This is a genomic window from Paenibacillus sp. D2_2 (genome assembly GCF_031199965.1).
In the GTDB taxonomy this organism is placed as follows: Bacteria; Bacillota; Bacilli; order Paenibacillales; family Paenibacillaceae; genus Fontibacillus.
Genome location: NZ_CP133605.1, coordinates 821,807 through 837,140, shown reverse-complemented (window position 1 = coordinate 837,140; position 15,334 = coordinate 821,807). Strand labels below are relative to the sequence as shown.

Annotated in this window: 14 protein-coding genes and 2 pseudogenes; 2 read left to right on the top strand and 14 right to left on the bottom strand. The window is 46.0% G+C overall.

What is annotated here, in order from left to right:
* The first annotated feature begins 188 nt into the window (after positions 1-188).
* Positions 189-512, top strand: coding sequence for a transposase (locus RE628_RS04010; RefSeq protein ID WP_309157525.1), 324 nt, complete (start codon positions 189-191; stop codon positions 510-512).
* A complete protein-coding gene (locus RE628_RS04005; RefSeq protein ID WP_309154442.1) occupies positions 503-1,429 on the top strand; it encodes an IS3 family transposase in 927 nt (308 codons plus the stop codon). Before RE628_RS04010 ends, RE628_RS04005 begins: the two co-directional genes overlap by 10 nt.
* Before the next feature lie 144 nt (positions 1,430-1,573).
* Here RE628_RS04005 and RE628_RS04000 read toward each other — a convergent pair whose 3' ends face one another.
* The 14 genes and pseudogenes from RE628_RS04000 to RE628_RS03935 form a co-directional block, all read right to left on the bottom strand.
* Positions 1,574-2,125, bottom strand: coding sequence for a hypothetical protein (locus RE628_RS04000; protein ID WP_309157524.1), 552 nt, complete (start codon positions 2,123-2,125; stop codon positions 1,574-1,576).
* Positions 2,126-2,298: 173 nt separating this feature from the next.
* On the bottom strand, positions 2,299-2,745 hold the full coding sequence (locus tag RE628_RS03995; protein WP_309157523.1) for a GtrA family protein: 447 nt from the start codon (positions 2,743-2,745) through the stop codon (positions 2,299-2,301).
* Between the two features lie 31 nt (positions 2,746-2,776).
* Positions 2,777-3,628, bottom strand: coding sequence for a GGDEF domain-containing protein (locus RE628_RS03990; RefSeq protein WP_309157522.1), 852 nt, complete (start codon positions 3,626-3,628; stop codon positions 2,777-2,779).
* On the bottom strand, positions 3,609-5,714 hold the full coding sequence (locus RE628_RS03985) for a cellulose biosynthesis cyclic di-GMP-binding regulatory protein BcsB (RefSeq protein ID WP_309157521.1): 2,106 nt from the start codon (positions 5,712-5,714) through the stop codon (positions 3,609-3,611). The genes RE628_RS03990 and RE628_RS03985 overlap by 20 nt, the downstream gene beginning before the upstream one ends.
* Before the next feature lie 16 nt (positions 5,715-5,730).
* Positions 5,731-6,980: pseudogene (locus RE628_RS03980) on the bottom strand (glycosyltransferase).
* 10 nt (positions 6,981-6,990) lie between these two features.
* Entirely contained in the window at positions 6,991-7,362 is a 372-nt protein-coding gene (locus RE628_RS03975) for a hypothetical protein (RefSeq protein ID WP_309157520.1), read from the bottom strand.
* Between the two features lie 11 nt (positions 7,363-7,373).
* The gene (locus RE628_RS03970) at positions 7,374-8,525 is read right to left on the bottom strand and encodes a DUF2334 domain-containing protein (protein ID WP_309157519.1); all 1,152 of its coding nucleotides are present in this window, start codon (positions 8,523-8,525) and stop codon (positions 7,374-7,376) included.
* A gap of 48 nt (positions 8,526-8,573) precedes the next feature.
* Positions 8,574-10,070, bottom strand: a complete 1,497-nt coding sequence (locus tag RE628_RS03965; protein WP_309157518.1) for a glycan biosynthesis hexose transferase WsfD — start codon at positions 10,068-10,070, stop codon at positions 8,574-8,576.
* 4 nt (positions 10,071-10,074) lie between these two features.
* The gene (locus RE628_RS03960; RefSeq protein WP_309157517.1) at positions 10,075-10,428 is read right to left on the bottom strand and encodes a hypothetical protein; all 354 of its coding nucleotides are present in this window, start codon (positions 10,426-10,428) and stop codon (positions 10,075-10,077) included.
* Between the two features lie 208 nt (positions 10,429-10,636).
* Positions 10,637-11,251, bottom strand: a complete 615-nt coding sequence (locus RE628_RS03955) for a hypothetical protein (RefSeq protein WP_309157516.1) — start codon at positions 11,249-11,251, stop codon at positions 10,637-10,639.
* Between the two features lie 45 nt (positions 11,252-11,296).
* Positions 11,297-12,298, bottom strand: coding sequence for a glycosyltransferase family 2 protein (locus RE628_RS03950; RefSeq protein WP_309157515.1), 1,002 nt, complete (start codon positions 12,296-12,298; stop codon positions 11,297-11,299).
* A gap of 675 nt (positions 12,299-12,973) precedes the next feature.
* Positions 12,974-13,132, bottom strand: coding sequence for a hypothetical protein (locus RE628_RS03945; RefSeq protein WP_309157514.1), 159 nt, complete (start codon positions 13,130-13,132; stop codon positions 12,974-12,976).
* Between the two features lie 78 nt (positions 13,133-13,210).
* On the bottom strand, positions 13,211-14,035 hold the full coding sequence (locus tag RE628_RS03940; protein ID WP_309157513.1) for a phosphoenolpyruvate hydrolase family protein: 825 nt from the start codon (positions 14,033-14,035) through the stop codon (positions 13,211-13,213).
* A gap of 31 nt (positions 14,036-14,066) precedes the next feature.
* Positions 14,067-15,279: pseudogene (locus tag RE628_RS03935) on the bottom strand (Tm-1-like ATP-binding domain-containing protein).
* Between the last annotated feature and the right edge of the window lie 55 nt (positions 15,280-15,334).

Sequence of the window (15,334 nt, the reverse complement as noted above, 5' to 3'; positions counted from 1 at the left end):
TAGGGAGATATATTGGCCCCCCTAAAATCCCTATATCATCCGATTTAAGTTTTAACGGTTGCGACAGTGGTTATTTCAAGGAAATAATCCCTATAGAAATTCTAACGGTTCTGGTCTATTTAGCCCCCTAATCCGATTGGACACTCTAATCCACCTCAGATACACTAAAATAAGTGAGGAGTTAGTCCATGAAAAGACGATTTAGGTGCCCCAATGAGACGAAGAAGGAGCTTGTGGTAGAGGTGCTTTCCGGGTATCGAACGGAGATGGTAGCCCGGAAGTATGGAATGTCTCCTAGAACGTTAAGCCAATGGGTTCGCCAGTATCAGGATGAGGTGGGTGATCTTATGACAAAGAAGCAAAACGATGCGGAAAAAATGAAACAGGATGCAGCTAATTACAAGGAACTGCAGAAGAAATACGACGGTGCTATGAAACTACTAGGAGAAAAAGAGCTTGAGAACAGCATTCTGCGGGACTTGGTAAAAAAAAAGTATCCCGATTGGAAGTAGCTATCCACTGGATTCAGCAAGGGTATCCTGTTCAAAAGGTTCTCCTTCTATGTAGAGTTCCGCGTTCAAGTTATTACTATCGGTTAAAGCATCCTGAGCGCCAGCAGCCTATTAGCAGCGGTCGACCTATACCAGGCTTCTCCTATGACAAAGATGGAAAGAAAGTAGGAGATGCTCGCATTAAGGAGAGCCTCAGACGTTTGATTCAAGGCCCTAACGCCGCCTTCGGCTACCGGAAACTAACGACGTTGTTACGGCGAAAATACAGGCTAATTATTAACAAAAAGAAGACCTACCGCCTATGTAAAGAAATGGGGATTCTCCATCCACAACGAGAGTTGAGGAATCCCGTACCCAGAAAACTTGCTAATAACCGTATTGTGAATGGACCAAACCAGCTGTGGCAAATGGACATTAAGTATGGTTACGTAGCCGGCAAGCGCCGACATTTTTACCTGGCCAGTATCATTGACGTGTTTGACCGGAGCATTGTCGCTCATCACCGCGGAAAGGTTTGTAGCACAGGAGACATTTTACGTACAGTCCAGAAAGCGCTGTTTAAGCGTAGAATCCATGAACAAGAGCACAAGCTAGTGATTCGAACGGATAATGGGCCGCAATTCATTAGCAAAGCGTTCCATGCCTTTTGTGAGCAAGTAGGCGTAGAGCACGAAAGGATCCCCAACCAAACGCCAAACAAGAATGCTTTTATTGAGTCTTACCACAGTATTGTAGAGCAAGAATGTTACCAGCGGAATTGCTTTGAAACCTACGAAGAGGCTTTTGTAGAGGTCGACCGGTTTATTCGTTACTACAATACAGAACGCATCCACGGTAGTCTTTACGATTGGTCGCCCAAGGAATATTTGCGTTTAGTGACCACAGGCCTGATTAACCCAAAGAATATTGCATTATGATGTGATTTCCTAAGCATGATGTGGAAAGTGTCCAAACTTAGGGGGTTGAACCGGTCATGACCGTTAAAATTTGAAACCAGCTGTTTTAAGTAAATAAGCGTCCATGATGTCCGTTAAAATAAATGTGACATGCGAATGGTAATTCTATTCACTGACACCCTCCGGGTCTAGAGAAAGCAGAAGCTCTCGAATAGCAGGGGCCAGTTGATCGTTGCTGTCCATGATCTCAACGAAGACAGGAGTCGCCTCCTTTAGTAGCAAATAACTGAAATAATAATAACTGAAGAAAGGCTGCTCCTCATAGCCTGGCGGTTCCTCTTCTTCCCATAGTACTTCATCATCCTCTTCATTCTCCGGCCATAAATATTCCTCGACCAGTAGTCCCTCCATCGTCTCAACCGTATTTAGCGGATCCATATGATCGACCAAAATAGCAGAAGCGACAGCTAAATAAAGATCGATTTCCTGAGATGTAACCTGCTCCGGCTTCTTCTCTGTAAGCTGATCCAGAAGTACAAGTAATACCCAAGGTGTTGTCTGCCACAATGTGCTCTGATGCTCGATCAGATTTGCCAATTCCTCATACTGTCCAGTCTCTATGAGACTGGGTATATCCGTGCCTCTTCCGTAAGCAGTCGTCAACAGCTGCCAGGGAATACTACCAGCTGATCGAGTCGACAAAGTGTTCCTCATCATTACTCATCTCCTCCCAAGATTTCGTCGTATACTTCATCTTACAAGATTAAGGCCGTAAGTTGCGATAGTTCATGAGTGATGCCGGTAATTCACTTGCAATCCACAAAATAAGGGCTGCCCCTTTGCAGATCCAGTCTGCAAAGGGGCAGCCCTTGCTTATCGGTACTAATGGTTCAAATCTCTCCCTTGGTATACCCCCGTCTCTCCGCTTCCTCTAGAGGATGCGGTTCTGCGCGGAACACCCACCAGCGGCTACCTACAAAGTTCAGAACTACTCCGAGAAGAGTAGCCGCTCCCTTGCTTATCCATAGCGAGACGCCAAGCTGCTCATGCATGAGCAGCATACAAGCGGAAGTAACCCCAAGCGTCACCAGATTCAACAAAACAAAGCGCAACAGCCCCTTGGTAAGCGCACCTTGCTGCTTGAATGTCCACTTCCGATTCATCAGGAAGCTGTTCATTACCCCGCATCCATATGCGAAGACCTGTGCTATAAGCCAAGGTAGCTGCCACCAGGTTAACAGCGCAAACACGCCAACGTCTACGCCGGTATTCACGATCCCTACAAGGCCAAAGATGATAAAAGAACGTAGTGAATCACGTATCGTATTAGACTTCATAGGGACCTCCCTCACCTTCCATCCATTACTTCTATACGTCATACTCCATCTTCTGCCGCGCCTTCGCAATAAAATCAAGCGGAGTCTCGACTTCTTCAGAGTACTGAATCGCTCCAATCGTCAGCTTCATATCAAGCTTATACTTGCTAGAGAACTCGATATTGTTGAACGATTCTACCTTCTCTTTGAGACGTTGCACTACGACCTTGGCACCGTCCTCATCCGTGAACAGCATCAGTCCCCAGGTAGGATGATCTGCATTCAACATGTACAGAGAGTCATTCATGCGAATACTCGTCTCGCTCATCCTCGATATATCATAGACCATCTCGGTAATCTGGCCCTCGCTAACCATCCGGCTTAGCTCATCCCAATGCTTAACCGTCATAACGACCAGAGTCAGTGGGATCTGATAACGTTTGGACAGCGCCATGAAAATAGTGGCGTCACTTTGAAAGGAACGAGTATTCTTCAAATTCGTGCGTTCATCCAAAGTTGCTAATGAAGCGTTCCTATTCTGAAGTTGCTCCTTCTCCTGCTGAAGACGACGATTGGCATACGTCAGCAGTGCGATTACTACCGTCAGAACAGGCGTCATCACTAGCCAATAGTAATGATAGCTCTGAAGTGGCTCCCCGACAATAAGCGTCTGATAAATCGTATAGGTACCGTATCCGAAGATGAACACGACGTTAAGAATAAGCCCGACGGTAATGTTGGTGAAGTAAGTCAAGACGGCAATCAGGAACGAGACGTTCAACAGAACCATGTTAATCAAATATCGATCCGGATCCCCTGCCGTGAACATGATATGGATGAAGCAGACTATAAACAACAACAGAAAAGCCGCATCCGACAATAAACTACTCTGATAACGTCTCATTATTCTCCCTCGCTCTCTTTCTGTACTTACGAATCAGAAGAACGAGCGATACGGCCACCAGTAAGAAGGTAAGTCCCGCAGCAGCAATGAAGCCCATGATATCTCCTCGCTCGGTAATCTGAGCGGCAAGTCCACCATCTACCTGTTCAGCTTGTTTCTTGAAGCGGAAGGGCTTGATATTTCCATCTACATCCGTAACCACGCCATCCCCATAAATCTTCCATTTGCCACTATCTGTAGCCAATAGCTCAGATGCCAAGTATTCGTACTTGGAACTTGCTCCTGTTACCGCCAGCCAGCCATAACCTGGCGCATAAGGAGATTCCATCAATTGCAGCGTTCCAATCCGCTTACCATAGTCTTCGTCGATACTCATTTTCTCGTTGGACACAATTCCTGCTCCATCCGGTCCGTATCGAAAGAATAGCTTGTCGTTATTCTTTTGCAGCCAGGCGTTGTTTTTATAAGAACCGATGGATATAAGATTATGTTGTTTTAGCTCGGATTCTGCTGGAAGCTTCTCGTTCTTATAGAAAGTAACCTCACCCGTATTGGCTTCTGCATACTTACCAAGCAAGTGGAACAGATTGCCGAGCGTAAGATAACTGTAAGAATCCATCTTCTCAGGCAGCAGAACGCCGATCTTGTTAAAGCTTGCATCTCTCAGGAACGGATTAGGATAATTATTGAACATTAAGTCCATACGATCCTTGGTGTTCAGCTGAAGTATAGAATCCTTGGTAATGTAAGCCCAAGGCATTTGATCCTGAAGCTCAATACAGCCTGCGCTAATCAGTTCCAGGTCAAAAGCTACCGTGACAGAGAAATTACCTGAAACCTCTAGGTTCTTCGGAATCGTCAACGTAAGCTCATCCTGATTGGACATTTCCTTCGTCAGCTTCTTGCTACCAATCGGTGTATCGTTGATCAAGACAGTGACAAGCGAGCGGTCGAAATCAAGATTGTCTGCATATCGAAAATCAAGGCTAATTTTACTCGATTCGGCAATAAATCGGTTTGCCGGAAGTGACACGAAGTAACTCTTCTCTTGGTGCATCATCCCAGTCAGCTTATCCCCGGTCTCCGTCAGCGTTACATCCCGGCTCACATTGATTACCGGCGTATCCACATTCGTATTCGCATCCACCCATTTCTCCGGTCCATCCAATTGGCCGATCAGCGTCTGATTACCAATCAAGCGACCTGCTTTTATAAGCATGAGTGGATCCTCTGATGTGACTATCAGTGCAGTCTGCCCGCCTGTATTCACCACGCGAATCAGCGCTTTGTCGCTGACGCTAACGGGCCCAAGAGCCTGCTTCCATTTGCTAGGCAGGTTGTTATATAGGGAAACGATAACAGCGGTCTTCCGCCCATCAAAGGTAGAATCATCGAGGGGTAGCATCGGAACGGTATCCTCACTAGAGTGATTGCTCTTGGAGAAGCCCGAAAGGGCATATACCGCTGCTTCAAGTTCTGCAGGTTCACTATTACTAGGAACGCCAAGCGCACTCAGTTTCTCTTTTAACGAGTCCAGACCCACAAACTGCTGATTAAAGTTACGGATACTTCCTCCAATATTATTCTTTGCATACGTGATCGAGGCATATGAGGAATTGTACAGCTCAAGCCAATTGTCCCGTTTCTCGGTAGTTAAACACATGCCTTCCGGCAAATTGGTTAGAATATAACCCTCGATCGAGAGCGTATTGCCGCCTGGAACCAGCAAATCCTTAGGGACCGATACGGTCAAGGTCTGCCTCTTCTGCTCGTCCACAACGGGACGGAAAGAATAGAATTTAGTGCCGTTTATCTTTAGAGTTACACTGGACTCTTCTCTTCTTGTCAGTTGAGTTGCCTGATAATCCAAATTAAGTGTTAAGGCACTGACATTCCAGTACTCTTCAAGCTGGATATACATATTACGTGCTGAAGTAACACCGGATAAAGAGAGGTTGGACGAAGTTATAGGTGCTTCGTAGGTAAACTGGCTACCGCCTGGAGCAGGCTCGGCATATACCTGACCGCAAGAAATGACGAATAGCAAAGAACATAGAATACCGGAGATTATTGATTTTAAGTTCACGATTCTCCTCCTTGTCTTAATAACGTTCGGTTTTGTACCATTTAACTTCTCTTTTAAAAATAAGATCCTTGAAGTAGTTATATAAACCATTGGCGGCTACAACCATCCATAGCTGACAGTAAGTTATGTACATCAGCATAATGATCCACAGATTAGATAATCTCATTTCTCCCTTTTCTGTAATAATCGTGATGAAGGTGCTGGTTACAAATAATATGATCGCCAGCAGCCACAAGAACGAGCTAAGCCCGGCTATCGTCGTATGGACAAGCCCAAGCGCGTATAAAATGAGCAGCGCGTCTGACAGGATGAGCGAGGTTAGCAACAAGAAATAGATTGATAAGAAATATAGAAGATCAAAGTGAATTCGTTTGGCTGACCTATCGAACAGCAGCGGCAAATTTTTAACAATGACATAAATATTTCCTTTTGCCCATCTTGTCCGCTGCTTGAACCATACCTTCAACGTCTGTGGCTCCTGCTCCCAGGTTACCGACTTGGGCTGGAACTTGATGCGATAGCCCATCATATAAATGCGGAAGCTGATTTCTGTATCCTCTGCGATCGCCTTGACATCCCAGCCTCCGATTTGCTCAATGATTTCCCGACGCATAATAAAATTCGTCCCTGGGATGGTGCACAGCTTGAAGAGCTTCCACCTTCCAGCTTGAGCCATCCATTGGAAGGACAGCGTCTCTATATTGATAAACCGTGTTAAGAGGCTCGCATTGCGATTACGGGTACGGAATTTGCCAATCACCGCTCCCAAGGACGGATCGTGAGTAATCTCCGCAACAAGATAGCGCAGAGCCGCCTTCTCCGGGTATTATCGGCATCATAAATAGCGATATATTCTCCTCTGCTCTGCTTAAAGCCAATGTTCAGAGCATTGGATTTCCCTTTACCTCCGGTAATGTTATCCGTGTTAATCACGATCAAATTGCGTCCCTTATACTTAGCCTGAAGATTCGCCAGTAGCTCGCTGCTATTGTCGCTTGAGTTGTCGTTAATGACGATAATCTCATAACAATCCTGCGGATAATCCAGCGCAAGCAGCGCCTCCACCGTCTGAGTAATGACCTTGCCTTCGTTATGAGCAGGAACCATCAACGTGACAAAAGGAGGTTCTTCCGGAAGGGGTGGCACCTCTCGCTTCTCATTAGCTATGTAATACAGGTACCCGGCAATAATCAGCACGACATTGACGAGAAGTAGCGACCATATACTGATCACGGCGATCAGCATTAAGATGTCTGCAGCAGTCATGACTGCCTCCTTACTTGTAATATTTCCGTTTATACATACGATATCCAATAATCAGGAACCCGGAAAATACAAACAAAGTAATGAAAATAACGATAATAAAAAATTTATTTTGAACTGTAAACCAGGTTTCAAAGCTCTTCTTCTCTTGCTGTTGATATTCATATTGAGAGTTGGTCTCCACATGGCTCGCCTGAATCCCTAAACTAACTCCGTTAAGAACAAGCGAACCGCGTTCTGAGCTTAGCTTATTGAGCTCGGTTGTGACCTGGTGGGCTCCCTTCTTGTAGTCTTCAAAGGTGATCCAACTGTTCCGAAGACTATCAAGTAAGCTGTTCATCTCCGCTTCATTCTGTACAAAGTTATAAGTGAATGCTGTGTCCATAGGAAGCGGATCTATCGGACGGTCATCGGTCCAGTAACGCTGCAAATACGCCGATCAACGCTATAGAGCGAAGATGTGAATGCTTCGGAATGGTTTCGTTCTGACTTATAGATCGAACGTGTGTCTGGGAACAGAACGACAGAGTCAAAAAAGGTCATTCCTTCCGTTGCAAAATAATTATCATAAGTCCAGAACATCCCGGTTCCCATTCCAAGTGGTACGACGCCCTCTTCGGCTAACACATCGATGAAATGCTCCATCTGATGGAATAAGTCACGGCCCTCATCCCGAACCGTAGCGACGAACGGAGATTCTACCAGAACCGTACCGTTGCGGGATTGAACATATTTTAAAGTATTGATATAACGTTTCATGGCAGGGTAATCCGTATTGCTAAATACCGGATGAACACTTACCATAAACGGGATTCCTGCTTCATACAGTTCATCCGACATTCGTTCTAGCAGCCGCAAGTCCGAAAATGGATAGATTTCCTTGAACACTAGATAATAATGGCTTTCTTGTTCCTGCCGCAGCCAATCCTTAAGCACGTAAGACAATGCAATTTCACTGAGCGTATCTTTTTCCATAAAAGGTACATAAGCATCCGGACCCTTCCGTATCCCGTAAGGATAGCTGGACTCCTGGAGCTTCAAAGCTCCGTACCGCTGAACGCCAGGTTGCTTCGAATCAAACACGGACTTGAGACGAATCGATTTCTCAACGAACGGTCCGATTGAGAAATCCGCCACCTTCTCCAAAGCTTGAACCTGAAGCCCTAGCGACTGAACCAGCCTGTCCCTCGGCATCCCTCCTATGTAGAGCATATCTCCTCGATAGACTTGCAAATCCGTTAAATACTCACTACCCTCCTCGGCAAGATCAGAACGGTTGTGTACTTCGATTAGTTTAGAGTAGTTACTAAGCGATCCTGAGGTATAGGAGTTAATCGACTCGACCGTAACTTGAACTCGAAATGAAGCTAGAAGCCGCTTTAAAGCCTCTATATTGCCTTCTTCCTCCGTGCCTTTCCCTAAGCTGTCATACACAACAAGAACCGAATCAAAAGATGAAGAGTTAGCCGCTTGAACCGATGCCGGATAGATTAACCCCGTAATGAGCAGTACTAGCAGCCCGATATGCATTTGATGTTTCCACCTCAATGAATCGTCCCTCCTCTCTGTGTGATGCTGCTCTCTTATCTTGGCTAATCATGACGTTTCGTCATCAGCCATCGGCTTATTCTGCCAGAGGTTCCGACATATCGCATCAGCTATTACAGTAAAAGTCACCAGATCAAAAGCTGCAGTAAATAAAAACTCATGCTTCGACAAATCCGCGTCTCCTGCGCCGATAATTGACACGAAGATTCCTGACAGCCCCATAAATATCATCATGAGAATTAGAGGCAGCCGTATCATGCTCCGCATATGCTTCGCCTTAATCGCGGCAATGAAATTCTGTGTATACAACCCGATAATGATTAGCATCCAAATGACGATAAACCCAAAGGTTTTTGGAGCAAGTGCTTTTTTCAGTGAGCTATAACCAGAAAAGAACTTGGTATGTGCGCCAAAGGGCTTCCCTACAGACTTCTCATAATTGCCCATCGCTGGCGGGCGGATCGTGAATGCACTTTTTGCAGCCAGATTCATCATTTTCCCTGCTTGATCAGGATGCTTTAAATAGTAGCCAAGAATCGAGACAAACCCATAGTGACTATAGAAGCTATCCTCTAAAATCTGGGAGTTCACATCCACGGTCGTATATGGCTCGTAATGAATAGCTCCACGAAGAATAGCATATTGCCTATTGATCCCAAAAGATTCCAAGGTGGCCTCTGGGTCTTCAGACTGCATCAGCACACCACGGGTCATGGCATGGTATTGGTTGACATTAACGAACTCTTTCGGGATCAGCACATATGTAGCAATGCCCGCAATCATCAGTATCGCAAGCGAAGAAGCCATCATCGCCCGGAAACTTCGCTGCTTACGTACAAAGATCATAATGATTCCCATCACCGCAATAATCATACCGACAGGGGCATTTTGCTGCTTGCTTGTTGTAAGTAGGAGGCCACTGACAAAAAAAACAGCCATCATCGCATAATCAGAGTACCGGTTACGAAACATAAGCAGTCCTGAGGCGAATAAGTATATCAGCATAATCCAGACTAAGCTTTCACCAAAGAACGAGTTAAAGAAAGCCGTATATGCGGTATCCGCAAATAAAAATACAGCCAAGACGGCTACTATGTATCCGTACTTTCGTTTCATTTTCCAAGTTAACGCCTCAACGAACAAATAGACGGCTCCTGCATACATGACCGTTAGTAATACCGCCTGGACCCGAATATCAAACACCTGCTGATTAAACCATTGATTGATCCAGATCGATACACGAATAAGAAGGGATTGAGAAGAGGTATACATAGCCCCATTTTCATTGAAGTACTGAAAGATCCCGAATTCCTTGTTAAAATAACCGAAATATAAACTATCATAGTCCGGGTTATTAAAATACAGCCCATTACTGTACAAAATCCGGAAGTAGTCCCCATTGTCGGCCATACCGATATACGGCGGCACGAACAGCACAAAGACCGTAATGATCAGCACCAGTGACGTTGCCAGCAGGGACGGAGAAACATATCGACTAAGAACTGTCATCCTGTAGCCAAGCTTTTGTAACCAAGGAGCCTTCATCAATTTATTCACCTGCCTTCACATCCGCAAACACCCGGCTCTGGTGAGCATAAGCGAGCAATGCCATTAAGTTATCAAATGAATAGGCCTGCTTCGTACCCGGATCCCCGAAGCCGCCATAGAGTGGGCTTGTCTTATCCTGTACCTGATATTTCTCCATTTGTGTAATACTGTCTCTGTATAATTCTTCGTCCCCCAGCACAGAGCCGATCATGGCCGAAATGGCATAAATCGCAGTGGACTGAATCTGATTCAGCGGCTTGCCTTGTTTGTCATATTGACCGTACAATTCCCCGCTCCCCACCTTCTCTTTCAAATAAGCAATACTCTCGGGACGCTGTAGGCCAGCCTCGCTCAATGACAGGATTGTCAGCAGCGATTCAACGGTGTTAATCCCTTCCGAGTGATAGAGTCCGTATCATATTCATATCTTGTCTCGTAGAAAGGAAATGCATCCGACAAATATCCGTCCTGCAGTATTGTCTGCATATTTTGAGTCAGTGCCGCCTTCTGTTTAGCAGAAACAGGTAGTCGTTGCAGCGTCTTCAGATCGATATAGCATAACGTTACAAAATGGTTATTGACCTTATATTTCTCATCGTAAAAATCGTACAGTTTGTCCCCTTTAATATTAAAGCGGTAGAACAGCTCTCCGTAAGTGTCAGCGAGTTTGGTATATTCCGGTGCAAGCCGGTCCCAGCCTCATACAAGGCCCTAATGATTCGGAGATCATCGACCGCGGCATTAAGCGTATATTTCTCGTCCCGTTTAGGACTGTACCTATAGCTAAAGCCGGAAGGAAGCTCAAATACACGCTTGGCTCGCTCCCACTCCGCTTGGAAATCCTCCTGGCGGTTCATCAACACATAGTAGCGCATCATTAAACCAGCGGATTCGCTGAGCACCTCATGTCCGCTGGCGGCTGTATCCGTCTCACTGCTATCCAAGTAGTTCGTATATACCCCGTCAGGACCATATAACTTACTTAATACGAAGCGCTCGGTACGCTCACGGTACAATTTGATTCTCTCCTTATAGGCCGCATCAATCGGCGGACGGTCCGGCTGCTTGTGCTCTACGGGCTTGACTTCCTGCCGGGACAGAAGCGGCATATTACCGCAAGCAGCAAGCAAACCCAGTAGCACAACAGCACTGATCATAACTGTCCCAAATTTCTTCAACTTGTGTTTCCTATTCAAGGCCTTGCACCACAACTTTCCTGATCGTTATTTAGAGATCATCTCCGACGGGGAATAATACTGATATGTCTCATTTAACCGTATCTCTTCCTGAGGATAGTGTACGGTCTCTCTTACGATATATTGAGGTCTGTTCTTGCTCTCATCGTAGATTCGGGCAATATATTCGCCCATCACTCCAAGCGACAGCATCTGAACGCCGCTGAATAATGTAATGGCCGTCATGATCGACGTCCAACCCGGCATTACTGTAGGAAGATCGAACAGCTTCGCACATAAGGAATACACGAGTACAATAAAGGCCAGCAGAACCGTCAGCGTCCCCATTCGAGTGATCAACTTCAACGGTTTGGAAGAGAATGAGAAAATTCCATCAGAAGCAAAGGCGAGCATCTTCCGCAGCGGATATTTCGTAGTGCCTGCAAAGCGCTCATTCCTGTCATACTCGACAAAGGTCTGGTTGAATCCGATCCAGCTGATGATGCCGCGAATAAATTTATTCTTCTCTGTCATCCGGTTGAACACATGCACAACCTTGCGGTCGATCAAGCGAAAATCCCCTGTATCACGAGGAATTTCGGTATCCGACATCCGCTGAAGGAAGCGGTAGAACAGCGACGCCGAAGCGAGCTTGAAAATTGTCTCACCCTTGCGCTTACGGCGCTTGCCGTATACAACTTCATAACCTTCTTCCCATTTCTCGATCATCTGATGAATCACCGAGGGAGGGTCTTGTAAATCGGCATCGATAATAACGACGCAATCTCCTATCGAAGTGTTGATTCCTGCCGTAACCGCTGCCTGATGACCAAAATTCCTTGCAAAATTAACGATCCGAACATGTTCATCCAGCCTAGCCAGTTCATCAAGGATCAACAGCGTACGGTCCTTACTCCCGTCATTTACAAAGATAAGCTCATATTCATAAATTGTGTCGATCATGACGTCTGATAATGCATCGTAGCACTGCCGGATAACCTCCTCCTCATTGTAAGCAGGGATTACAACCGATATGCATTTATTATTCATCTCTCCTACTCCTCCTTAGAATCTATAAATTAAAAAAGCGGATAGGATCATTAGGTCCCTTCAATCATTGAAAATCGACAAAAAATCAAAAAGTAATATAACGAAAAGTTTCAAAGCATTACTATTATTTTCATTCATTTTCATATTTTTTGTTGATTTTCAAACTTTTTCACGAAAAAATGGTATATGGTCATTATCAATGGGCTTAAGGGGATAATTTACGATATTTTATGACTTGAGGAGCACTTCTTGATCTCTATATAGAGTATTATAGCAATTGAAACTGAACAATTTCTTAACAACATTGTGATATCAAACATGTACCTGTATATGCACAGATAGCCAATTATCGATCTAACTCGTGATAGAATGTCGAAAGCTCTGAAATGGTTGGTAGAGTACTAACAGACATAACGTACATCAAAGTAGTACGCCAATAGTGGGGATAAATTAATATTATATGGGGCCATAGAACAAAACTCGGATATCATCATCTCAATCATGAGATTCAGGAGGTCTTGCCAATCTATTATATCAAAAGATAATATGATTTCAAGTCTTATACTGATATAAAGACACTTCCATCTACTGTTAATCTTAGGAAATTTATCACGATAATAAGGGTGTCCCTTCGGTTCTTAACCGATAAGGACACCCTATTTTCACGATACCATATCACTTTTCTTGCTCCGACTGCTTCTGCCCGAATGCCGCCTTTGCATCCTCCACCATTTCTTTGGCGAACTCCTCCCTTTGCTTGTCGGGAACTGGCATCTTGTTCAGCGGAGTCGTCTGCACTTCATACTTGCTCAGGCCTTGAGACTTCTTACTCATGCTATCCTGCACCCCCTTCAGCTGCTATAGAGTCCAACTGTAGGATGCGGCAATATCCATAGCTTTATGCGCTTTTTCTTATTTCAAAATTCCTTTGAATGCTTCAGTCTGCTGCTTGATGCCGACTTCAGTAGCGAATCGCTCGATACTGGATGCCCCGAAGAAACCTTCTACATTCTTCGTTCGAGCCAGTACATATTCCGCATCCCCTGGCTCAGCAATAGGACCGCCGTGACACAGCACCATAATATCTGGATTCACCGCCTTACCTGCATCACAGATCGCCTGAATTTTTTCTACACAATCATCCAATGTTAAGGCTGTCTTGGCACCGATCGTTCCCTTCGTCGTCAGTCCCATATGAGCAACCAGAACATCTGCTCCAGCTTCAGCCATCTGCTTGGCCTGTTCTGGATCGAATACGTATGGAGTCGTTAGCAAATCCAACTCATGCGCTTTACGGATCATTTCCACTTCCAGATCATACCCCATACCCGTCTCTTCCAGGTTGGCGCGGAACACGCCGTCGATCAGACCTACCGTTGGGAAGTTCTGCACTCCAGCGAAGCCTTGATCCTTCAATTGCTTCAGGAAGATGTCCATAATCCGGAATGGATCGGTGCCGCATACCCCGGCCAGAGCCGGTGTATCCTTCACGACCGGAAGTACTTCATTGCCCATGTCTACAACGATCTGGTTCGCATCGCCATAAGCCATCAAGCCAGCCAATGATCCACGTCCTGCCATCCGGTAGCGGCCTGAATTATATATGATAATCAGATCAACACCGCCTGCTTCCGCACTTTTTGCGGAAATCCCGGTTCCTGCACCAGCACCCAACAGCACATTGCCTGTGGCTACCTCTGCTTTTAATTTCGCCAATACCTCTGCTCTTGTCTTCATCTGTATTTCCTCCTCGGTTATATGAATTGCTTCATGAGCCCTGTTCCATCAGTTCCACTAGCTTCTTAGCAGCGGCTACCGCAAATACCTGATCGTTGATATTCGCGTCTAATTCAATGAATTCAACCTTCCCCGATCAATCCGCTGCCGCAGCATATTGAACAGCATTTCGTCCTCGGCTACTCCACTGAACGGACCACCCTCGGTATCTAGCATCGAGACCCCTTTGAGCGGAATCATCAGTGCGGTTGGTCCTTCGCTCATATTCAGCTTATCGGCAATAATCTCACCCAGCTGACGACTCTCCTCCACCGTCGTTCGCATCAAGGTAACCGATGGATTGTGCTTATACAGGTTGCGACCCTTGAACTGTTCCGGTACCGTATCATACGGTCCGAAATTCACCATATCGAGCGCTCCGGTTGACACGACCTGCGGTACCTTACAGCGCCCCGCCGCCTCCAACCGGTGCGGGCCTGCCGCTAACACCCCGCCGACCAGTTCATCGCACCATTCGGTCGTTGTAAGATCCAGAACTCCGTCGATAAATCCGCCCTCAATCAGGCTCTCCATCGTTTGTCCGCCCGTTCCGGTAGCATGAAAGACAAGCACTTCATAGCCTTGTTCCTCTAAATACTCACGCGCATAATCCACACATGGCGTCGTGACACCAACATCGTCGCTGCAATCAGCGGTTTCTTATCCTGCGGTGGAGCCGATTCGAACTGGACCATGCCTGCGATCGCATGCACGGCATTCGTAAATATTTTTGTAGAGAAGGAATTTAGTCCTGCTACATCCACGATGGACGGGAACATCATAATATCGCTCGTCCCCACGTAAGGGGCCGTATTGCCGGATGCAACAGTTGATACCATCAGCTTCGGCACACCGATCGGCAATGCTCTCATGCCCGCCGTTACAATCGATGTCCCACCGGTTCCGCCGAAGGATAGAATACCGTCAAATTTACCTTCTGCGTACAGCTTCGGGATCAACTGCTCCATTCCCTTAGCTAGCGCCTCCGTACCGATAGACCGATCCTTCTTCCCGGCAATTTCATCGATGTTCATGCCCGCTGCTTCAGCCACGTCTCTATTAGAGACATCCGGGGTAAATAACGGTGCAAACACGCCACAGTGAATCGTATAGGCCTTCAACCCTAGACCCTCGATCACCGATTTCACATACAAAAACTCTTTGCCTTTGGAATCAAATGTCCCCGCAATAGCTATCGTCTTCACCGTATGCCCTCCTTCAATAACTCGATTCAGGTTCCAGCGAAATTAACCTGCAGGC

Coding starts and splice junctions, on each gene's coding strand:
- RE628_RS04010 (WP_309157525.1), top strand. CDS start 189: ATGAAAAGACGATTTAGGTGCCCCAATGAGACGAAGAAGGAGCTTGTG.
- RE628_RS04000 (WP_309157524.1), bottom strand. CDS start 2,125: ATGATGAGGAACACTTTGTCGACTCGATCAGCTGGTAGTATTCCCTGG.
- RE628_RS03995 (WP_309157523.1), bottom strand. CDS start 2,745: ATGAAGTCTAATACGATACGTGATTCACTACGTTCTTTTATCATCTTT.
- RE628_RS03990 (WP_309157522.1), bottom strand. CDS start 3,628: ATGAGACGTTATCAGAGTAGTTTATTGTCGGATGCGGCTTTTCTGTTG.
- RE628_RS03975 (WP_309157520.1), bottom strand. CDS start 7,362: ATGGACACAGCATTCACTTATAACTTTGTACAGAATGAAGCGGAGATG.
- RE628_RS03965 (WP_309157518.1), bottom strand. CDS start 10,070: ATGAAGGCTCCTTGGTTACAAAAGCTTGGCTACAGGATGACAGTTCTT.
- RE628_RS03950 (WP_309157515.1), bottom strand. CDS start 12,298: ATGAATAATAAATGCATATCGGTTGTAATCCCTGCTTACAATGAGGAG.
- RE628_RS03945 (WP_309157514.1), bottom strand. CDS start 13,132: ATGAGTAAGAAGTCTCAAGGCCTGAGCAAGTATGAAGTGCAGACGACT.
- RE628_RS03940 (WP_309157513.1), bottom strand. CDS start 14,035: ATGAAGACAAGAGCAGAGGTATTGGCGAAATTAAAAGCAGAGGTAGCC.